Genomic DNA, 20423 nt, shown 5'->3' on the forward strand with positions numbered 1-20423 from the left:
GTTGACAGCCGGCAGGTCAACCGTTATAGGGCAAGGCTGACGCACGCTTACGATGCTGGGCTGGTTCTGAATGACAGGATTAATTTGATGGAACGGCTTAAATTTCTCCCTTTCATAATCGCGGTGCTGGTTGTCGGCGCGATTGCCGGGGTTCTCTGGATGGGAGAGCGCCATGCCGGTTATGACCAAGGCTTTGCGGTACAGCCGGGGGACCCCGCCCAGCGCCGGGGGGCCTTGGTGGACGAAGTTATCTTTACCGTGGAGTCCGATCCCGGGCGTATTGTCGCCCTGATCGAACGGGGGGCGCACCACCTGTACGGCCAGGGGCTGGACAGTGCCTCGCTTTTCCGTCTTATCCAGGCATCGTCACAGGTTGATTATCATTTGTCGCGTGGCACCTCGGTTGAGCTTACCTTCAATCCGGCCCGCTTTGAAGACGGGCGATTAAACCCTTTCCGGGTTCCCGCCATTCGTGAGGCGATGAACTGGCTGGTGGATCGCCGTTATGTTGCCGAAGAGCTGTTTGGCGGTTTGGCCGCTCCCCGTTATCTCCCCCTTAACACCGCTTTCCCTGACTATGCCCGTTTGGCGGCGACGGCTCGCGAGCTGGAGCTGCATTACCGGCATGATCCGGCCCGTGCCGAAGCGGTGATCGGCCAAGAGTTGCTTAAACTGGGGGCAAAGCGCCTTGATGGAAGCTGGTTTTATAACGATCAGCCGTTGCGCCTGACGGTGTTGATTCGCACCGATGATAACCGGGAGCGGGTGGGGGACTATATAGCCAACCTGCTGGAAGATCTTGGTTTTGCCGTTCAGCGCCTTTACCGCACCGCCGAAGAGGCCGCCCGCATCTGGATTGCCGGCGATCCGGCCCTGGGGCAGTGGCACATCTATACCGGAGCCTGGATTTCGCCGGTCATTAACCGCGATGTCGGTAACGATTTCAATTTTTACTATACCCCCCGCGGCCGCCCCGAACCCCTGTGGCAGGCTTATCAGCCCGATCCTGAATTTGATCAGGTGGCTGATCGTCTTGACCGCCGTGACTACACCTCGGTTGAACAGCGGCAGGCTTTAATGAAAGATGCCCTGCGGCTGGCCATGCAGGACTCGGCTCGGGTGTGGCTGGTTGATAAGCAGAGCATCTGGCCCCATGCCGAGAACATTGCCGTGGCGGTGGACCTGGCCGGTGGCGTCACCGGTTCGGCTTTGTGGCCCTATACTCTGCGTTTTAAAGATGGGCTGGGGGGACGGTTGGTAATCGGCACCCCCAGCATGCTCACCGAACCCTGGAATCCCGTGGCCGGCAGCAACTGGATTTTTGACCTGATGATCATGCGTGCCCTTGGTGATGCCGCGGTACTGCCCGATCCCTTCACCGGCCTTTTCTGGCCCCAGCGCATTCAGGGGGCCACGGTGACGGTGGCCGCCGATGCCCCGGTGAGCCGCACCCTGGACTGGGTGACGCTGGAAAAAACCAGGCAAGCGCTTGAGGTACCGCCCGATGCCTGGATTGCCTGGGAGGCCGATGCCGGCCGGATCATTACCGTGGGTGAAAAACACCCGGATGGGCTGACGGCCCGCTCCCGCGCCATCATCAAGTATGAAGATGATTACTTAAAGCGCCGCTGGCACGACGGTTCCCGCTTTTCTGTGGCGGACCTGGTGCTGCCTTGGATTCTCACCTTCGAGCGGGCCGATGAAAATTCCCGTCTCTTCGACCCGGGTCATCTGCCGCGTTTCCTGGTTTATCAGCGCCACTTCAAGGGGTGGCGGATTATCGATACCGCCCCGTTGACCGTGGAGGTGTACAGCGACCAGGTCTTCCTGGATGCTGAAAATCTGGTGGCCAACCGCCTTCCCGCTTTGCAACCCTGGCATGTACTGGGGCTGGGAATTGAGGCGGAACGCCGGGGTGAGCTGGCCTTTTCCACCGCCCAGGCCGATCGCCTTGGCGTGGAGCAGATCAGTTACGTTTCCGGGCCCAGCCTGGAAATTCTGCGGGATTATCTGGCGGTGGCGGCTAAAGTTGGACATCTCCCCTTTGCAAAAGAACTTGCGGCCTGGGTGGAGCCGGAAGAGATTACCCAACGTTACACCGCACTAACCGACTGGGTTGCCCAACGGGGGCATTTCTGGGTCGATGATGGCCCATTCTACCTGCATTCGGTTCGCCCTTTGGAAGGCAGCCTGGTGCTGCGGCGCAATCAGGACTTCCCGGATTACGCCGACAAATGGCTGCACTTCAGTGAGCCCCGGATTCCCGAACTGGAAATTGACGCCCCCTTGGTGGTGGTTTTGGGTGAAGCCATGGAGGCCACCCTCAATATTACTTTTGCCGGCCGACCTTATCCCCGCGAGGAAATCGACGAAGTGCGCTATCTGTTGTTTGATGCCGATGATCGGTTGCTGAACCGGGGTGAACTGGAGCCGCTGGAGCCACCGGAGCAGGGGCGCTGGCGGCTGACACTGCCTGTAGCCACCCTCCAGCGCCTGGGGGCCGGCGCCAACAGCCTGGAAATTGCGGTGACCACCACCAATGTCGCCCTGCCGGGCTTTGCCAGCCATGCCTTCGCCACGGTTCCTGCCCATGATTATGGCGTCGGCGAACCCGGGGAGGAGCCACCCCAACATGGTGGCCAGCATGACTGATAGCGCAAGCGGCAAAAAACGCGGCCTGGGGCGGGACTTGCGGCGACTGGGGCTTTTTGTCGGCAAACGCCTGCTGGCGTTGTTTGTCACTGTTCTGGCCGGGGTTTACCTTACCATCCTGATTGCCAACATGGGTGGGCAGGTCGATGAACTTCGCCTGGTGCAGATCAAGACCGCCGCTGCCGAAATGGTGCGTGCCGATCCGGCCTTCCACGACTTGCCTTCCGCTGAACGCGAAGCCCTGATGGCCTCCCAGGTGCAGTTGGAGGTGGAGCGCCTGCGGTTGGATGAACCTTTTATCTGGCGCAGCTTTGACTATCTTTACCGGGCCATGGTGCTGGATCTGGGCCGGGCGGAAGAGATGCACAGCGATACCGGTTCCCGTCGGGTCTATAATATCATTGTCGAGCGCCTGCCTGCCACGATACTGCTTTTCGGTACCGCCAACCTGCTGGTTTTTTTCGTCTCGGTTTATGCCGCTTTGAAGCTTTCCCGCCGCTATGGCAGTGCTCTTGATCGAACCGTGATCGGGCTGGCCCCCACTTCGGCTGCGCCGGCCTGGTTCTACGGCATTTTTTTGATTCTGCTGCTGGCCTTCATAGTCCCGCTGTTTCCCACCGGAGGCATGGTGGAGGTGCCCCCACCCGAAAACCCCTGGGCTTATGCCGCCAGTGTCCTCAAGCATCTGGCCCTGCCGGTAACCGCCATGTTTGTGGCTCAGATCTTCATCTCCATATATTCCTGGCGTACCTTTTTTCTAATTCATGCCAGCGAGGATTATGTGGAAATGGCCCGGGCCAAAGGGTTGCCCGATCGGCTTATTGAGCAGCGTTACATCCTGCGCCCGGCCATGTCGCCGATTATCACCAGTTTTCTGCTGATGCTGATCGGTCTGTGGGGTGGGGCAATCATTCTGGAACAGGTTTTCAACTGGCCTGGTCTTGGCACCTTGCTCTTTCAGGCCATCGGCCATCGCGACACCCCGGTGATTATCGGCTCGGTGGTGATCTTTGCCTACCTGCTGGCGGCCACCGTCTTTTTGCTTGATTTCATCTATGCCGCTCTTGACCCGCGGGTGCGGATCGAAGGAGGGGGGCGATGAGTCCGTGGCGCGAGGGTTTTAAAAGGCTGCGGCGTTACCCTTCGGCCCTGGCCGGGCTGTTGATTATTGTCGCCCTGTTGGCCATGGCGCTCTACGCCGTGCTGGCCATTCCCTATGCCGATGCCCAGCGACTCTGGCGTGGCGGCGAGATCTGGTATGATCTGCCGGTCAATGCTGCTCCCCAGTGGCTGGATCGGCTTACCGGCGGTCAGGCGCCGCCTACGCTGAAGGTGACCAGCCGGGATGCCGCGGTGCAAAGCAGGCTTTTTGACCAGGTGCGCATCCAGGAACAGACCCTGAGAGTTGATTTTTATTACCAGCAGTTTCCCAGCGAGATTAACCTGTTCCTGGCGGCCGATTTTACCCGGCGGCAACCGTTTGTCCGCATGCTCTGGCGCACCCCTGACGGGGTGGAAATTCCATTGGGGGCCCGCCGGATCGGGGCCAGTGAGCGGATTTCGATCTCTCAGGATCAGGCCTTGGCTCGCCGCCTGGGAGCACCACCCCAGATTGGCCTTTTCGCCGAGCCTGCACCGCCGGAGGGTCTGGCTGGCGGGGAGCCTGGGGTGCGCCAGGGGAGTTACCAACTGGTGCTGGAGACGGTCCATTTTGAACCCGACACCACCATTGAGGCTGAACTGGTGGTTTATGGTCGGGTGCATGGTCTGGCCGGGACCGATCACCAGCGCCGGGACCTGCTGGTGGCTTTGTTGTGGGGAACCCCGGTGGCGCTGGCGTTCGGGCTGCTGGCGGCGGTGGGCACCACCGTCACCACCCTGATCATTGCCGCCGTGGGGGTCTGGTACCGGGGCTGGGTGGATGCCGTGATTCAGCGGCTTACCGAGGTGAATATCATCCTCCCCTTGCTGCCCATCCTGGTCATGGTGGGCACCTTGTATTCCACCAGTATCTGGCTGATGCTGGGGGTGGTGGTGGCGCTGGGGATCTTCAGCGCCGGAATCAAGATGTACCGCGCCATGCTGCTGCCCATCCGCGAGGCGCCTTACATTGAAGCGGCCCAGGCATACGGGGCCGGTAGCGGCCGGATCGTGCTGCGCTACATGGTGCCCCGGATTCTGCCGGTATTGATTCCGACCTTTGTCACCCTGATTCCCACCTATGTCTTTTTGGAGGCCTCGCTGGCGGTGCTGGGGCTGGGTGATCCGATACTGCCCACCTGGGGCAAGGTGCTGCATGACGCCCAGGCGCAGAGTGCCTTATACCACGGTTTTTACTACTGGGTCATCGGTCCGGCCTTGCTGCTGATGCTTACCGGCCTGGGTTTTGCCATGCTTGGTTTTGCCTTGGATCGGGTTTTTAATCCCCGCTTGAGGAATCTCTAATGCCCCCGGACCAGCTGCTTAAGATTCAGGATCTGCGGATGAGTTACGCCACCGAGCGGGGTATGGTACGGGCGGTGGACGGGGTCGACCTGGAGATCAGGCGCAATGAGGCACTGGTGGTCCTGGGCGAATCCGGTTGCGGCAAGAGTTCCCTGGCCAAGGCCCTGCTCCGTATTCTGCCGCGCAATGCCTGCCCTCCCACCGGCCAGGTGCTGCTCGACGGGGTGAATATTTTAGCCCTGCCCGAGGAGCGTTTTCGCCGCGAGGTGCGCTGGTTACGCCTGGCGTTGGTGATGCAGGCGGCGATGAATGCCTTGAATCCGGTGGTGCGGATCGGTGAGCAGGTGGCCGAGCCGCTGCGGATTCACCGCGGTTGGTCGCGCCGGCAAGCTGCTGGTAAAGCGGCGGCGGCCTTCGAGGAGGTGGGTATTTCCCCCGATTTCCTGGCCCGTTATCCCCATGAGCTCTCCGGCGGCATGCGCCAACGGGCGGTGCTGGCCATGGCCCTGATCGCCGAACCCGACCTGGTGATCCTGGATGAGCCCACCTCCGCCCTGGATGTATTAACCCAGGCCGCCATCATGAACGTGCTTAAGCGGATCAAGCGGGAACGGGGAACCAGCTTTGTGTTGATTACCCACGACGTGGCGACCTCCAGTGAACTGGCGGACCGGGTGGCGTTGATGTATGCCGGGCAGGTGGTAGAAGAAGCCAGCGCAGAAATTTTCTTCAGCCGGCCGGCCCACCCCTACTCGCAGATGTTGATGGCGGCTGTACCCAAGTTACACCAGCGCGAGAAACCGGTGGGCATTCCCGGGCGACCGCCCAGTTTGTTGGAGCCGCCGGCCGGTTGCCGTTTTGGCGGCCGTTGCCCGCACCACTCTCCGGCCTGTGTCGAGGTTCCGGCAATGGTGGAGCTTGCTGGACGCCATCGGGTGCGGTGCCGGTTGCAGCTTGCGGGAGGTGCGCCATGAAACTGCCGTTGCTGATGGTAAAGGGGTTGCAGACCCATTTTGAGTTGAGGCAATGGGGGGTTTGGCGTTTGGGGGTGGTGCGTGCCGTGGATGGGGTGGATTTTACCCTGGCTGCCGGTGAGTCGGCGGCGGTGGTGGGGGAGAGTGGCTGCGGTAAAAGTACCCTGGCCCGGACCCTGTTGGGGCTGTATCGCCCCACCGGCGGGGAGGTGCTGTTTGCCGGGCGATCGCTGGCCAATATGCGGGGGGCGGATATGAAGGAGTACCGCGCTCGGGTGGGGTACGTCCAGCAGGATCCCTACGGGGCTCTACCCCCTTTCATGACGGTGCACCGGGCGTTGGCCGAACCACTGATTATCAACGGGGTACGCTCGCGGGCCGAACGTGAGCGGCGCATTGCGGCGGCCCTGGAGGAGGTTGGGTTGGGGGCGGCGGCGGAGGTGCGGGACAGCTACCCCCACCAGTTAAGCGGCGGTCAGCAGCAGCGGGTGGTGATCGCCCGGGCCCTGTTGCTGCGACCGCAGTTGATCATTGCCGATGAACCGGTCTCCATGCTGGATGCCTCGGTGCGGGTGGAGATTCTGGAGCTGTTGACCCGGGTGCAGACCGAACATCGCATCGCCCTGCTCTACATCACCCACGATCTTTCCACGGTTCGCCATTACGCCCAGCGGGTGATGGTGATGTACGCCGGCCGCATGGTGGAACAGGCGCCGGTGGAGTCATTGCTGGATCGCCCCCGGCATCCTTACACCGAGGCGCTGCTCGAGGCCCTGGCCGATCCCGATGCCGCTAATGCTCGCCGCGAACGCCGGGTGCCGAAGGGGGAGCCGCCAAGCCTGCTCAATCCGCCGGCCGGCTGCCGCTTTCATCCGCGATGCCCAAAGCTTGTCGCCGGAACCTGCGAGAGCAAGGCGCCGCCGACCTGCCGGCCCGCTGCCGACCACCAGGTCGCCTGCTGGTTATACGCTTAACTTCCCTTGGAATTACGATATTTGTTGAGGTTGGCGGTAATGTTGGTCCGGTAGGGGTTGGCCTGCTGGCCGTAAAAGACATCCAGATACCGCTCCAGGTGACCGAATTCCGCCAGGCGCGGGGAGACGAAATTATTGTAGAATTCGTCAATGGTATTCCGGATTTCCTGGGCGGAGCGGAACATCGGCACGGGGTTGACGGTTGGCCGCTGATCCTGCTGCTGGTGGGCGTACATCTCCTGAAATTCGGCAAACAGCCCGTCAATCTTTGCCGCATAATGCTTGTCGCCAAACTGGCCGATCAGGTCGGCGGTGGGCAGCATCCGAGCGGCTATCCGTTCCTGGGCATTGAGTCGGCCAAGGTCCATGGTGGGTGGCTGCCGGTAATCGGTCAGGGCGATGGCGGTGGCGACAAAAAGGGCGGCCCGTTCCGGCCAGCCGGAGCGGCGCAGATACTCTTCGGCCATGGTCATGCCGCGCCGGACATGGGTGATGGTGAATTTGCCCCCGTGGCCATCCCGGTCGCCTTTGTCTTTGATGTAGCCGGCATCGTGGAACAGGGCGGCTGCCACGGTCCAGGTGTACAACTCCACGCCGATGCGGTCGTCGGGGTTGGCCCGGTTCCAGCCGGCCATGATCCGGGCCACCGCCAGGGCTACATCCAAGGCATGAACAAAATCGTGATACTCAACCTCACACGCTTCATGGCTGGGCCAGCGGCCGGCATAGAGGTCCGCTACATCGGCCAGCAGCTTTTCCAGCCGTGGCGGCAGGTGGCCGTATTCCGACCTGGTGAGGCCGAAAAGCAACTCCTTGCCGTCCGGCTGGCCGGGGGTGGTGCTATGTTGGTTGTTGTGTTCCGCATCCATAAAACAGTTAATCAACTGGCAGCAATGGTCACCGTTTTTTGGTACTTTGTGGCAGTGGCCCGGGGGCCGGGCCCTGTGGTTCGCAGGCCCGTCACGTTATACGTTCGGCCCGGCGGCAGATGAGGCCCAGTCGCCGTCAGCCGGTTGTCTGATCGGACAATATCGTAATGGTTGTGGCCCCGCTGGTCAATCTTATTATGCCTTGCGGTTTGTCCTGGCGGCGCTTAGCGGTTGCCAATCTTCGGCTTTATGGTAATAAAGAGGCGACTATCAGGTGTGCCCTGAGAGCGCTTGTTTGTTTGCACAGGTTTTTTTGCCAGGCTATAATTTGGAGGAAATAATGGGACAGACCATCGTTGAAAAAATCTTCGCCGCCCACCGCCGCGATACCCCGACCCCGGAAAACATCATCCTCGATCTTGATGTGGTGATGTGTCATGAAATCACAACGCCCATCGCCGTTACCGATCTTGAGGCCCGCGGCATGGACCGGGTTTTCGACCCGGACAAGATCAAGGTGGTGATCGATCATGTCACCCCGGCCAAGGATTCCAAGACCGCCACCCAGGGTAAAATTCTCCGCGACTGGGCGCGGCGCCAGAATATCCGCGACTTTTTCGATATCGGCCGCAACGGGGTCTGCCATGCCCTGTTCCCGGAAAAGGGTTTTATCCGGCCGGGCTACACGGTGATCATGGGAGACTCCCACACCTGCACCCACGGCGCCTTCGGCGCCTTTGCCGCCGGGGTGGGCACCACCGATCTGGAGGTGGGTATTTTGAAAGGGGTCTGCTCTTTTCGCCTGCCCCGGACCATTAAGGTGGAGATCAACGGCAAGCTACCGGCCGGGGTCTATGCCAAAGATGTGATTCTGTACATTATCAAAACCATCACGGTCAACGGGGCCACCGACCGGGTGCTGGAGTTTGCCGGCCCGGTGGTGGATGCCATGAGCATGGAGGCCCGGATGACCCTGTGCAACATGGCCATCGAGGCCGGTGCCACCTGCGGCATCTGCCCGCCGGACAAGACCACCGCCGAGTATCTCTGGCCTTTTATCCAGAACGATTACGCCACCGTCGACCAGGCGGCGGCGGACTTCCGGCAGTGGCACTCCGACCCCGATGCCGCCTACGAGCAGGTGCTGGAATTTGATGTCTCCACTTTGGCCCCCCAGGTAACCTTCGGCTTCAAGCCCGACGAGGTCAAAGACATTACCGCCATGGAGGGAGTACCGGTGGATCAGATCTACATTGGCTCCTGCACCAATGGCCGCATCGAAGATCTGCGGGAGGCGGCCAAGGTGCTTAAAGGCAGAAGAATTGCCGACCAGGTGCGGGGCATCCTGTCACCGGCCACCCCCAAGGTATACAACCAGGCCATGGAAGAGGGCTTGCTGAAAATCTTTCAGGAGGCGGGATTCTGCGTCACCAACCCCACCTGCGGGGCCTGTCTGGGGATGAGCAACGGGGTGCTGGCGGAAGGGGAGGTCTGCGCCTCCACCACCAATCGCAATTTCAACGGCCGGATGGGCAAAGGCGGCATTGTCCACCTGATGAGCCCGCTGAGCGCCGCCGCCGCCGCGGTGGCTGGCAAAATTACCGACCCCCGGCCCCTGTTGGTTTAACAGTCCGCTGTAAAAGTAAGGTTGTCAACTTTTTAAAGGAGTACCAACCATGAAGCAATTCGGAGGCCAGGCCCTGTTTCTGGACCGCAGTGATATCAACACCGACGAGATCATCCCGGCCAAGTACCTTACGGAAAATACCAAGATGGATCTCAAGCCCTACGTGCTTGAAGACCTCAAGCTGGGCGGTTTTGATCCTCAGCGTGATCTGGCCGGCAAGGGAGTGGTTGTCAGCCGGGCCAACTTCGGCTGCGGCTCTTCCCGGGAACATGCGGTCTGGGTTTTTGAGGTCAACGAGATCAATACCGTGATTGCCGAGAGTTTTGCCCGTATTTTTCGTCAGAATATGTATAACTGCGGCATGCTGGCCATCGAACTGCCGGCGGCGGATATTGAAAAACTGTTCAACCTTGGTGGCGAAGTTAACATCGAGGTCGATCTGGCAACCGGCAAGCTTACCGCCCGGGGGGAACAGACGGCGGAATTTTCATTTGTCCTTAACGACTTTGACCGTCGGCTGGTGGAAGCCGGCGGCTGGCTCAATTACGCCGACCAGCACTATTAATCGGTTCCTTTTAGATCCGCTTGCTGCTCACCATTGAAAAAATTGTCGCCGGTGGCCTGGGGCTGGGGCGCCGGCAAGACGGCTGCACCGTGATGGTGCCGGGGGTGCTGCCGCAAGAAGAGGTTCTGGTGCGGGTGCGCCGCCGCCATCGCCGCTTTTTGACCGCCGAATTACAGGAGGTGCGGCGAGCTGCCCCCCAGCGCCGCCGGGCCCCGTGCCCCTGTTACGAGGCCTGCGGCGGCTGCGATTTACAACACGCCGTCTATTCTGCCCAACTGACTTTCAAGCAGCAGATCCTGCAGGAACTTCTGCAACGAGCCGGGCTGGCCGAAAAGGTTCTGCCCAGGCTGGCGCCGCCATTGACTGCGCCCAGCGAATTTCATTACCGGCAACGCATCCGCATGCAGGTCGAACAGGGACAGGCTGGTTTCTTCCAGACCGGCTCCCATCGTCTGCAGCCGGTTAACTCCTGTCTGCTGGCCCGTCCGGAGATCAATGCCCTGTGGCAGGAATTGCAGCCCCACGAGGCCTGGCAGCAGTTGGCCGCGCAGGTCAGCGCCCTTGAAATTAACTTGGACCCTGCCAGTCGTCGGCTGGTGCTCCTGCTGCATCATCGCCGCCGTCCCCGTCCGGCTGAACGCCGGGCGGCCCTGCAACTGTGCCATGATTTGCCGGCCCTTAAGGGGCTGGCCTTTTTGCCGGTGGGGCATGCGGCCGGGCCTTTCATCGACCGGGATTCCGGTCCTGCCGGGCGGTTGGGGTCGGAAGCGTTACAGCTTTGTCTCAAATTGCCGGTGACCCCTGCGGGGCGAACCCTGGAACTGCAATTTGAACCCTGGGGGTTCAGCCAGGTCAACGAAGAGCAGAACCGGCAACTGCTGACCCTGCTTATTGAACTGTTGCAACCGGCCGGCCACGAGATTGTGGCTGATCTGCACTGCGGGATGGGCAACTTCTCCTTGCCCCTGGCCCTGCTGGTTGGCGAGGTCCATGGCGTTGACCTGCAGGCCGCGGCCATCCGGGGGGCCAAGCGCAATGCCGAGGCCAACCGGCTCAACAACTGCCATTTCCGCCAAGCCGAGGCGCACCAGGGTTTGGCGGCGTTGCAGGCGGCTGGAATTCGACCGGATGTGCTGCTGCTTGACCCGCCCCGTGCCGGTTGCCGGGAGTTGGTGGCAACACTGGAGGCGCCTCTGCCCGGCAAGGTCGTCATGATCTCCTGTGATCCGGCCACCATGACACGCGATCTGGCCGCCTTGCTGGCCTTGAATTACCAGGTTGAGACCATGCGCCTGGTGGATATGTTTCCCCAAACCCACCATCTGGAAACCATTACTTTGTTATCCAGGAACAATAGTGCCAAAGGAGCTTAAAAAGCAGCGGGGCAGCGGGGGCTCCGGCCAGGGCAAAATCAAAGTCATTGGTTGTGATCAGGGTAGGGGGCGGCAGAACCGGTGGCGTTTTGCCAGTGCCCTTCCATGATCTCCAGGGCCCGGTCTCGGGTGTTGGCGGTTTGCTGCAGAATAAGAACAAAGGGATCAAGTTGTTCAGGGCCGCGAAAATAACCGGCGTAGGCATAGACCCCGTTCAAAGTGCCGGACTTGACCAGCCGCCCTTCCCAGTGAGGCAGCAGTTCCGCGTAGGGGCGAAAATGCTGCAGCAACAAGTGCAACGCATCCGGGCTGATGCGATTGTCCCGGCTCAAGCCCGAGCCCTCATCCACCCTGAAACTTCCCGGCGGTAAGCCAAGTTCCAGCAGATAATCGTGCAGGTTGACCCGGGCCTTGCCCCAAGTTGCCGGATTGTCGCCACCTTTGGCCGCGGCGACGAGAAAAAGCTGGTTGGCGATGAAGTTGTTGGAATAAAGCAGCATGGCCTCCACTGTTTCCGCCAGCGTTCGGGCGGAGTGGTGCCGGTAAATCAGTTCCGCGCCGGCCGGCAACCGGCCGTGGCGAAGCTTGCCGGTTACCCGGATATCCCGGGCGGCGAATAAATATTTAAAAAGTTCGCCGCTGTAGCGCAGGCTGGCGGCGGGCGTATGGGAAAGGTTGATGCGGTGAACACCTGGCGGCAACTTGCCGGCCCACTGCTGCATGATCGGCAGGGTGGGGGTCTGGGGTTCGGCCGAATGGACCGTGCCGTCGGCCCTTACCTCGATCTTGGCGGTGTTGAAGTTCACCACCAGAGCGCCGTTGGCGGCATCGTAGGAACGCAGGGAAGCGGCGGAGCCGGCGGGATTGGCCTGTTCGAGTTGAAAAAATGAATCATCGAGCACGATATCATTGATTTCGCTGATTCCAGCTGCGGCCAGGGCGGCGCTGATTGCCGCCACTTCTTCGGAAATCAGCATGGGATCACCAAATCCTTTGATGTAAAGAGCGCCGTTTGTGCGGTATAATTCGGTGGCAAAACGGAAGTCCGGCCCCAGTTGCTCCAGAGCCATGAGGCCGGTGGCGATTTTCCAGGTGCTGGCCGGCACCAGCGCCTGCTCATGGTTATGGGCCAGCAGCAGGCGCCCGTCCTTGCTGAGCAGGTAACCGCCGTCGCTGAAGACCGACGGCGGCAAGCCGGCTGCGGCCGGTCCGGGCAGCAGCCACAGCAGCAGCCAGCAGAGGGTGGCTAAGATTGGAGGCATGGATGTTTTTCCTTTCTAAAGCTTGCAATCCGGCGCGCCAGCAACTATTCTAGGCGCTTTTGCGCATCGGCTTAGTACTTAATGTTAAATCAACCAGGAGGAACGCGCAATGGGCAAGACTGAAGAGAACCTGTGGGCGGCCTTTGCCGGCGAATCACAGGCCAACCGTAAATACCTGGCCTTTGCCAATAAAGCGGAAAAGGACGGCTACCCCCAGGCCGCCAAGCTGTTTCGGGCTGCGGCCCATGCCGAAACCGTACATGCCCATGCGCACCTGCGGGCCCTTAAGGCCATCGGCGACACCAGGGATAACCTGCGGGCCGCCATGGAAGGCGAGCTGCATGAGTTTGAGGAGATGTACCCGCCGATGATTGAAACCGCCAAGGCGGAAGGCAACAAGGCGGCGGAGATGTCTTTTACCTTTGCCCACAAGGTGGAAAAGACCCATGCCGAGCTGTATCGCCAGGCCCTGGAAAACCTCGACAACCTGCCCGAGACCGACTATTACGTCTGCCAGGTTTGCGGGCACACCGAGGACGGCGACAGCGCTCCGGACAAGTGCGTGGTTTGCGGGGCCAACAGCCGCGCTTTTAGCAAAATTTCCTGAAGGTAACTGATTATGTGGAAAACCATACGTATCGGCACCAGGGCCAGTATGCTGGCCCTGGCCCAGTCCAACTGGATCAAAGGCCGGATCGAGGCCCAATACCCCGGCTGCAGCGTTGAGCTGGTCAAGATTGTCACCAAGGGCGACAAGATCGTGGATGTGCCTTTGGCCAAGGTGGGCGGCAAGGGGCTTTTTGTTAAGGAAATCGAGGAAGCCCTGCTGCGCCGGGAGGTTGATATCGCCGTCCACAGCATGAAGGATGTCCCCGCCGAGTTGCCGGAAGGTTTGCATATCGGGATTATCACCGAGCGGGAAAAACCTTTTGATGCCTTTATCACCAACAACTATAAAACCCTGGCCGAAGTTCCCCAGGGCGCCACCATCGGTACCAGCAGCCTGCGGCGCAAGGCGCAGTTGGCCCGGTTGCGGCCGGATCTGAAAATCGAGGATCTGCGCGGCAATCTGGACACCCGCCTGCGCAAACTGGATGAAGGGGTTTATGACGCCATCATTCTGGCCGCCGCCGGTTTGAACCGACTGGACCTGTTTCACCGGGCCACCTTCTGCTTTCAGCCGGACGAGATGCTGCCGGCGGTGGCCCAGGGGGCGGTGGGAATCGAGTTACGCCGGGCCGATGAAGATCTGCTGCAGATGCTCTCTTTCATGGATCACCGGGAAACCACCCTGGCCGTTCATGCCGAGCGCAGTTATTTGAAGCGCCTGGAGGGGGGGTGCCAGGTGCCCCTGGCCGGTTTTGCCACCTTGGCGGGGCAGACCCTGACCATCAACGGCCTGATCGCCTCGGTTGACGGTGGCAAGATGGTCAAGGCCAAGCACAGCGGCCCTGCGGCCCAGGCTAAAACTTTGGGCCTGGAGCTGGCCGAGGAACTGCTGGCCATGGGCGGCCGGGAGATCCTGGAAGAGGTTTACGGCGCCTCCCTGAAATAACCAACCAAGCAACCACGGAAATCAACAAAGATGTCGAAAAAGGGGAAGGTTTATCTGGTGGGGGCCGGTCCCGGCGACCCGGAACTGATCACCGTCAAGGGTAAACGCCTGTTGGGGCGGGCCGAGGTGGTGGTTTATGACTACCTGGCCAATAAAAAATTGCTGGCCCATGTACCGCCGACGGCTGTTTTAATCTATGCCGGCAAAAAGGGGGGTAGCACCCATACCCACAGTCAGACTGAAATCAACCAGATGCTGGTGGACCATGCCTTGGGCGGGAAAACCGTGGTGCGGCTTAAAGGTGGTGATCCCTTCATCTTTGGCCGGGGCGGGGAAGAGATCGAAGAGCTGTCCGCCCATGGGGTGCCTTTCGAGGTAGTGCCCGGGGTGACCTCCGCCAGTGCCGCCGCCACCTACGCCGGGGTGCCCATCACCCATCGCGCTTTTACCTCTTCGGTGGCCTTCATCACCGGGCATGAGGATCCCAACAAAAAGGAAAGCCGGATCGCCTGGGATAAGCTGGCCACCGGGGTGGGTACCCTGGTGTTTTACATGGGCATCAAAAACCTGCCCAATATTGTCGCCAACCTGATCAAGCACGGCCGGGACCCGCAGACTCCGGTGGCGGTTGTGCGCTGGGCCTCCACCCCGGAGCAGCGTTCGGTGGTGGGAACACTGGCTAGTATTAGCGAAGTGGTGCGCCAGGCCGGCATCACCCCGCCGGCTTTGGTGGTGGTGGGTGAGGTGGTGAGCCTGCGGGAGGTGATCAACTGGTATGAAAAGCGGCCGTTGTTTGGCAAAAAGATCCTGGTTACCCGCAGCCGGGAGCAGGCCAGCGAACTGGTGCAAAGCCTGGAGGATCTGGGGGCCGACTGCCTGGAAGGCTCCACCATCGCCCTGGCCGAACCACCGGACTGGGCCCCGCTGGACCAGGCTTTGGATAAAATCGCCACCTATAACTGGCTGCTCTTCACCAGCCCCAACGCGGTGAACTTTTTCTTTAAGCGGCTGGCGGCCTTGGGCTTGGACAGCCGCCGCCTGCACGGCCCGCAGATTGCCGTGGTGGGTACGGCCACCGCCGAGGCGTTGCAAAACTACGGGATCAAGGCCGACCTGCTACCGGCCAGGTTCACCGCCGAAGGCCTGGCCGAGGCCCTGCTGGCCCAGGGGGTGTCCGGCCGGAAGATCCTGCTGCCGCGGGCCCTGAAGGCTCGCGAGGTGCTGCCGGAAAGCCTGCGCGCCGCCGGCGCCGAAGTGGATATCGCCCCGGTTTACCAGAACACTCGTCCTCCCATGGCCGATGAGATTCGCCAGGCCTTGGAGCGGCAAGAGGTGGACCTGATCACCTTTACCAGTTCCTCAACAGCCAGCAATCTCTTTGCGTTGCTCAACTGGCCCGCCGAGGAACTGGCCAGGCGCCTGGCCGGGGTCAAGATCGCCGCCATCGGTCCAATCACCGCCGCCACGGTGGAGAAGGCCGGCCTCAAGGTAGACATTCAGCCCGAGACCCATACCATCCCAGAAATGGTCAGTGCCATCGCCGCTTATTATTTGTGATCGCGCCAGCACCCCCTGTTGTTGGCTGAAAACGACAATTATTGACCCAAATCAAGGAAATTTGATCCGCAAGGCTGTTATTCTGTCTTCAACGAGTTAAAAAAACGGAGGATAACACCATGAAAAAGATTTCCTTGCACGACAGCAACCAGTACGACGACAAAACCTTCAAGCGTTTCCTGCTCCACGATTCGGCCTATTTTCGGGTTCTCAACTTCAACCTCAAGGCCGGTCAGGTCTTTCCGGTCCACTCTCACCCCGCCGAAGGCCAGCTCACCATCCAGGTGGTGGCCGGCCGAGGCGAGTTTCTCGGCGCGGAAAACAGCACCATGCCGGCTGAGACCGGTGATATCCTGGTCAGTGAGATCAGCGAACCCCACGGGGTCAGGGCCGACAGCGACATGCGCATTCTGGTGACCATCGCCCCGCCGATTTGATCTGCGGGGTTGCCCCGAGCATCACCCGGCGCCCGGCGGTTTTTTCTATTTGCCCATCAGCTTCGCGATGGCCTCGGCCCAGATGGTGTACCCCCGGTCGCTGAGGTGTACCCCATCCTCCACCAGGCAGTTGCTGGGCCCTTCCTGCTGGAACAGCTGGTAGACGTCGATAAAGTCGCAGCCGGTCGCAGCTGCCAGGCGGCGGAGCTTTTCGTTGGCCTTGGGAACCAGCTCGGGGTCAAGCCAGGGCAGCAGAATCGGCGGCAGGCTGTGCATACAGATCCGGGCGGTGGGCCAGGCTTGTTGGAAATTCTCGATAATTTGCCGGTAGTCGGCGATGAAGTCGGTTTCCTCAAGTCCGATGTTGTTGGTGCCGCTCATGATCAGGATCAGGTCCGGTGCCGGGCCCTGGGCGATGATTACGCCCTGCCGGCCCAGCAAACCCTGTACCGTTTCGCCGGACCAGCCCAGGTTATGCACCCGCTGGGCCGGGAAGCGGCGGGCCCAGTCGTAATATTCAATCAGCGAGTCGCCGACAAAAAGCAGTTCCTTCATTGCTGGAATCCTTTTGCGGTGGTGTGCTTGCGGCCCGGCATTCTGCCGGGGTGGCTTCTTACCCCAGGCCGTACTTGTTGATCTTGCTCAGTAATGTTTTACGGGTGATGTTCAGCCGGCGGGCAGCTTCACTGCGGTTCCCCCCGGTCTCCTCCAGGGTTCTGCGCACCACCAGTTTTTCCGCTTCCTCCAAAGAGGATGGGGAGGATGGGGAGGATGGCCGGCCGGTTGTGCTTTCCGCCGGCGGAGCCCCGGCTTCGTCGGCGATCCGGCGCAGGCTCAGGGGCAGGCTCTGCTCATCGAGATAATCCCCGCGCATCAGGATCACCCCCCGCTCGATGGCGTTTTCCAACTCCCGGACGTTGCCCGGCCAGGGATGTTTCAACAGTAAATCCATGGCCTGCGGGGTGATGCCCTCCACCCGCCGCCGGTTGCGGGCGGCAAACTTGTCGACAAAGTGGGCCGCCAGCAGCGGAATATCCTCGCTTCTTTCCCTTAGCGGGGGAACCTGCAGGGTCACCACGTTGAGACGGTAGTAAAGATCCTCGCGGAATTTACCTTCCTTTACGGCATCTTCCAGCACCCGGTTGCTGGCCGCCAACACCCGAACGTCGACCTTTAAGGTTTCCTGGCCGCCCACGCGCTGGATTTCATGCTCCTGCAGTACCCGCAGCAGTTTGGCCTGCATGGCCGGTGATGTTTCGCTGATTTCATCGAGAAAGATGGTGCCGCTCGCGGCCTGGATGAATTTGCCCTCCCGGCGGCGGTCGGCCCCGGTGAAAGCGCCCTTCTCGTGGCCGAAAAGTTCCGATTCCAGCAGGCTTTCCACCAGGGCAGCGCAGTTTACTTTAACCAGCGGTCCGTCTTTGCGGGTGCTGTTGCGGTGCAGGGCGGTGGCCACCAGTTCCTTGCCGGTGCCCGATTCGCCGCTGATCAGGACGGTGGCCTCGGTGGGGGCCACATAGGTGATCATTTCCAGCAGCTCTTTCATGGCCGGCGAATTACCGATGATTCCCGCCTGGTCCAGTTGGTCGGCCGGGTCGTCATGCCGGCGGCTGCGCCGGGACTCTTCCACCTGGCGGTGATCGAGTGCCTTGGCCAGGGTCAGGCGCAATCTGTCGAAGTCCAGGGGTTTGGTCAGGTAATCCCGGGCGCCGGCCTTCATGGCCTCCACCGCCGAGTCCACCGAGGAGTAGGCGGTCATGATAATTACCGGAATGGCCGGGTTGTGGGCCTGGATACGGCGCAGGGCCTCCATGCCGTCCATGCGGGCCATGCGCACGTCCATCAGCACCGCATCGAAGGGCTGTTCCGCCACGGCGGCGACGGCCAGCGCTCCATCCGCCGCCTCGGCACTGCGCCAGCCCCATTCGGCCAGCATGGCCCGCAACATGTAGCGGTGAGCCTCATCGTCGTCCACCACCAGGATGTTAACTTCTGCCGTTTGTGCTGTCATAAGCACTCTTTTAGCATTTGCCGGACGAAATTGCCACTGGCGAAATAAGCTCGTTTAGGTTAAAGAAAAGCACACGCCGCAAGGCGCAGGGCCAACGTAGCTCAGTCGGTAGAGCAGCTGATTCGTAATCAGCAGGCCAGCGGTTCGATTCCGCTCGTTGGCTCCACAGGTAATCAACTGGCTTACGGTACATACGGTATCGTAAGCCGTTTTTTTTATGTGGTTTGCCACTCCCGGAGCGTGAATTTGCCGCTGCTGTACGTTCAGCAGGGATACTAAGCTACCGGTTTAACGGGCAGTAAACGAACAGCAGTGCCGCAGATTTGGGCAAGCAGCCAGGCGCCGCGTACACCGGGTACGCAAGCCTGGTTGATCGCCCAAAGCTGCGGTGCTGCTGTTCGTTTACCCCCTGCTCAGCGGGAGGCCAGCATGGGGGGCGGGGTGGTCAGCGCCTGGGCCAGCAGGCCGTCGCGTTCATAGATATCGTCGCGGAACTGTACCGAGCCGTCCGGCGCTACCCAGGCGGTCCAATAGACCAGGTGTACCGGGACCGGCGAGGGCAGGCGAACATGCCGGTCGTGGCTGGTCTCGTCAAACAGGGCTCTTCTAAGCGCGCCAACGGAGTCCAGCGGGGTGCCGGCCAGCAGGTTGGCGGCAAGTTCCAAGGGCCTTTCCAGGCGGATGCAGCCGGAGCTGAAATTGCGGGTTTGCCGGTGGAAAAGTTCACGGGCGGGGGTGTCGTGCAGGTAGACGCTGTAGGCGTTGGGAAACATGAACTTGATCCGGCCCAGGGGGTTGCGGGGGCCGGGATCCTGGCGCAGCCGATAAGGAAAGGCCTGCGGGCGGGTGCGCAGGCGTTCCCAGTCGACGGTGTCGGGGGTTACCGTGGCGGAGTCGGCATTCCAGCCGTCCAGCACCTTGATCCCGTTTTGCGCCAGATAGTCGGGGTTTTCCTGTAGTTCCGGCAGAATGTCCTGGGCGGCTATGCTGGCGGGAATATTCCAGTAGGGGTTAAGGACCAGGTAAGTGACCCGGTCACTGAAATTGGGGGTGCGCCGGTAGGGGGTGCCGGTAACCACCCGCATACTCAGGATGGCTTGTTCATCCTCGATAAGTTCCAGCTTGTTGGCGGCGGTGTTGACCAGAATGTGGCGGCGGCCGAATTCTTCGGCCAACCAGCGCCAGCGTTCCAGATTAAGTTTTAACTGGCGGATCCTGACCTCCAGCGGCACGTTTAGTGCGGCCAGGGTTTGCCGCCCTACGACGCCGTCGGCAAGCAGGCCGTGGCGCTGCTGAAAGGAGCGCACCGCCGCTTCCAGGGTTTCGTCAAAAACATCTCCCCGGGCCGCAGTACCGCTCAGGTCCCGGCTGCGGTGAAGACGTTGCCGCAGGGTAACCACCCGGTGGTCGCGGTCGCCAAGTCTCAGGGTGGTGCTGCCCGGCACCTGCGGCCATCCGCCCTGCTCGGCGAGGCGACGGTAATCGGCCAGGGTGGCGCGTAATTCCCGGTAGCCGGCCTGTTGTGGCAGCAAGCCGGTCAATATTGCCTGGGGATTACCATCCGGGGCCGCAGCAGCGTGGAGCGCCAGGCTCAGTTTGGCCTGGCTGTGTTCGACCTGCCATTGTGGTGCCCCGCTTTCCTGGTCTACCCGGCCGTGCAGCAAATGGTAGCCAAGCAGCAGAAAGGCATCGGTGAGCAGCAGGTCAAGCTCGGCGGCCAGTCCGGGGGAAGGGTGGGCGGCCAGCAGGCTCGACAGGACCAGAATGGACTCCAGGTGGTAATCTCTCGGGCTCAGCCCATCGGCGTCGGCCTCCTTAATGGCGGCCAGCAACAGTTGGGCGGAACCCTGGGGGGCGCCGTTGGTGTCCACCCAGGCGGGCTGGAAAGCGCGTTGCCGGTAAAACTCCCGCAACAGCGGGGTGGCCCGCAGGTGAATCCGGTGGATGGTTAGAGGCTCCGAGGGATCTGTGGCCTCCAGTAGTTGACGGATCGGTTCGCTGTCTTGATTTTCCTGCCCGGAGGCGGGCAAAGGTAACAGCAGGGTGAAAGAGAGCAGCAGCAACAGATAAAGACGTTGAAAAGACATGATTGTTCTCGGTTTGCGCAGCGATGCCACGGGTT

The 20423-nt window shown here is 61.0% G+C and carries 17 protein-coding genes and 1 tRNA gene; 13 read left to right on the plus strand and 5 right to left on the minus strand.

All coding sequences use genetic code 11. The annotated features are described in order from the left end of the window. Nucleotides 1-84: 84 nt before the first annotated feature. The 5 genes from DAAHT2_RS02680 to DAAHT2_RS02700 are packed head-to-tail and all read left to right on the plus strand — an operon-like array spanning nucleotide 85 to nucleotide 7045. A complete protein-coding gene (locus tag DAAHT2_RS02680; protein WP_041718781.1) occupies nucleotides 85-2652 on the plus strand; it encodes an ABC transporter substrate-binding protein in 2568 nt (855 codons plus the stop codon). Continuing rightward, the gene (locus DAAHT2_RS02685) at nucleotides 2645-3754 is read left to right on the plus strand and encodes an ABC transporter permease (protein ID WP_041719240.1); all 1110 of its coding nucleotides are present in this window, start codon (nucleotides 2645-2647) and stop codon (nucleotides 3752-3754) included. Before DAAHT2_RS02680 ends, DAAHT2_RS02685 begins: the two co-directional genes overlap by 8 nt. After that, the gene (locus DAAHT2_RS02690; protein ID WP_013162763.1) at nucleotides 3751-5097 is read left to right on the plus strand and encodes an ABC transporter permease; all 1347 of its coding nucleotides are present in this window, start codon (nucleotides 3751-3753) and stop codon (nucleotides 5095-5097) included. Before DAAHT2_RS02685 ends, DAAHT2_RS02690 begins: the two co-directional genes overlap by 4 nt. Further along, on the plus strand, nucleotides 5097-6071 hold the full coding sequence (locus DAAHT2_RS02695) for an ABC transporter ATP-binding protein (protein WP_013162764.1): 975 nt from the start codon (nucleotides 5097-5099) through the stop codon (nucleotides 6069-6071). The genes DAAHT2_RS02690 and DAAHT2_RS02695 overlap by 1 nt, the downstream gene beginning before the upstream one ends. Next, nucleotides 6068-7045 (plus strand): ABC transporter ATP-binding protein, encoded by a 978-nt coding sequence (locus DAAHT2_RS02700; RefSeq protein WP_013162765.1) that lies wholly within the window; start codon nucleotides 6068-6070, stop codon nucleotides 7043-7045. The genes DAAHT2_RS02695 and DAAHT2_RS02700 overlap by 4 nt, the downstream gene beginning before the upstream one ends. Here the strand turns inward: DAAHT2_RS02700 and DAAHT2_RS02705 are convergent. Continuing rightward, the gene (locus tag DAAHT2_RS02705) at nucleotides 7042-7914 is read right to left on the minus strand and encodes an HD domain-containing protein (protein WP_013162766.1); all 873 of its coding nucleotides are present in this window, start codon (nucleotides 7912-7914) and stop codon (nucleotides 7042-7044) included. The genes DAAHT2_RS02700 and DAAHT2_RS02705 overlap by 4 nt on opposite strands. A gap of 340 nt (nucleotides 7915-8254) precedes the next feature. On the opposite strand from DAAHT2_RS02705, the gene DAAHT2_RS02710 reads away from it, so the two are divergent. The 3 genes from DAAHT2_RS02710 to rlmD are packed head-to-tail and all read left to right on the plus strand — an operon-like array spanning nucleotide 8255 to nucleotide 11479. After that, nucleotides 8255-9541 carry a 3-isopropylmalate dehydratase large subunit gene (locus tag DAAHT2_RS02710; protein WP_013162767.1) on the plus strand — a complete coding sequence of 429 codons (1287 nt, stop codon included), beginning with the start codon at nucleotides 8255-8257 and terminating at the stop codon, nucleotides 9539-9541. A gap of 49 nt (nucleotides 9542-9590) precedes the next feature. Then, on the plus strand, nucleotides 9591-10106 hold the full coding sequence (locus tag DAAHT2_RS02715; RefSeq protein WP_013162768.1) for a 3-isopropylmalate dehydratase small subunit: 516 nt from the start codon (nucleotides 9591-9593) through the stop codon (nucleotides 10104-10106). Nucleotides 10107-10126: 20 nt separating this feature from the next. After that, nucleotides 10127-11479, plus strand: coding sequence for a 23S rRNA (uracil(1939)-C(5))-methyltransferase RlmD (rlmD, locus tag DAAHT2_RS02720; RefSeq protein WP_013162769.1), 1353 nt, complete (start codon nucleotides 10127-10129; stop codon nucleotides 11477-11479). A 44-nt stretch (nucleotides 11480-11523) separates the two neighbouring features. Here the strand turns inward: rlmD and DAAHT2_RS02725 are convergent, their stop codons facing one another. Continuing rightward, complete coding sequence (locus DAAHT2_RS02725; RefSeq protein WP_013162770.1) at nucleotides 11524-12741, minus strand: D-alanyl-D-alanine carboxypeptidase/D-alanyl-D-alanine-endopeptidase; 1218 nt, start codon at nucleotides 12739-12741, stop codon at nucleotides 11524-11526. 109 nt (nucleotides 12742-12850) lie between these two features. Here DAAHT2_RS02725 and DAAHT2_RS02730 point away from each other — a divergent pair, with 109 nt between their 5' ends. From DAAHT2_RS02730 to DAAHT2_RS02745, 4 genes are all read left to right on the plus strand, one after another. After that, nucleotides 12851-13348, plus strand: coding sequence for a rubrerythrin family protein (locus DAAHT2_RS02730; RefSeq protein WP_013162771.1), 498 nt, complete (start codon nucleotides 12851-12853; stop codon nucleotides 13346-13348). 12 nt (nucleotides 13349-13360) lie between these two features. Beyond that, on the plus strand, nucleotides 13361-14296 hold the full coding sequence (gene hemC, locus DAAHT2_RS02735) for a hydroxymethylbilane synthase (RefSeq protein ID WP_013162772.1): 936 nt from the start codon (nucleotides 13361-13363) through the stop codon (nucleotides 14294-14296). Between the two features lie 30 nt (nucleotides 14297-14326). Continuing rightward, on the plus strand, nucleotides 14327-15853 hold the full coding sequence (gene cobA, locus DAAHT2_RS02740; protein ID WP_013162773.1) for a uroporphyrinogen-III C-methyltransferase: 1527 nt from the start codon (nucleotides 14327-14329) through the stop codon (nucleotides 15851-15853). 119 nt (nucleotides 15854-15972) lie between these two features. Beyond that, the gene (locus DAAHT2_RS02745; RefSeq protein WP_013162774.1) at nucleotides 15973-16290 is read left to right on the plus strand and encodes a cupin domain-containing protein; all 318 of its coding nucleotides are present in this window, start codon (nucleotides 15973-15975) and stop codon (nucleotides 16288-16290) included. Nucleotides 16291-16335: 45 nt separating this feature from the next. On the opposite strand, the gene DAAHT2_RS02750 is transcribed toward DAAHT2_RS02745, so the two are convergent. Both DAAHT2_RS02750 and DAAHT2_RS02755 read right to left on the minus strand, forming a co-directional pair. Beyond that, nucleotides 16336-16845: a GDSL-type esterase/lipase family protein gene (locus DAAHT2_RS02750; protein WP_013162775.1), complete on the minus strand. Its 510-nt coding sequence runs from the start codon at nucleotides 16843-16845 to the stop codon at nucleotides 16336-16338. A 58-nt stretch (nucleotides 16846-16903) separates the two neighbouring features. Continuing rightward, nucleotides 16904-18301: a sigma-54-dependent transcriptional regulator gene (locus DAAHT2_RS02755; RefSeq protein ID WP_013162776.1), complete on the minus strand. Its 1398-nt coding sequence runs from the start codon at nucleotides 18299-18301 to the stop codon at nucleotides 16904-16906. Nucleotides 18302-18391: 90 nt separating this feature from the next. Here DAAHT2_RS02755 and DAAHT2_RS02760 point away from each other — a divergent pair. Beyond that, a tRNA-Thr gene (locus DAAHT2_RS02760) sits at nucleotides 18392-18467 on the plus strand. A 247-nt stretch (nucleotides 18468-18714) separates the two neighbouring features. Here the strand turns inward: DAAHT2_RS02760 and DAAHT2_RS02765 are convergent. Then, entirely contained in the window at nucleotides 18715-20388 is a 1674-nt protein-coding gene (locus DAAHT2_RS02765) for a L,D-transpeptidase family protein (protein WP_013162777.1), read from the minus strand. Between the last annotated feature and the right edge of the window lie 35 nt (nucleotides 20389-20423).

The sequence above is a fragment of the Desulfurivibrio alkaliphilus AHT 2 genome, assembly GCF_000092205.1.
Lineage (GTDB): Bacteria > Desulfobacterota > Desulfobulbia > Desulfobulbales > Desulfurivibrionaceae > Desulfurivibrio > Desulfurivibrio alkaliphilus.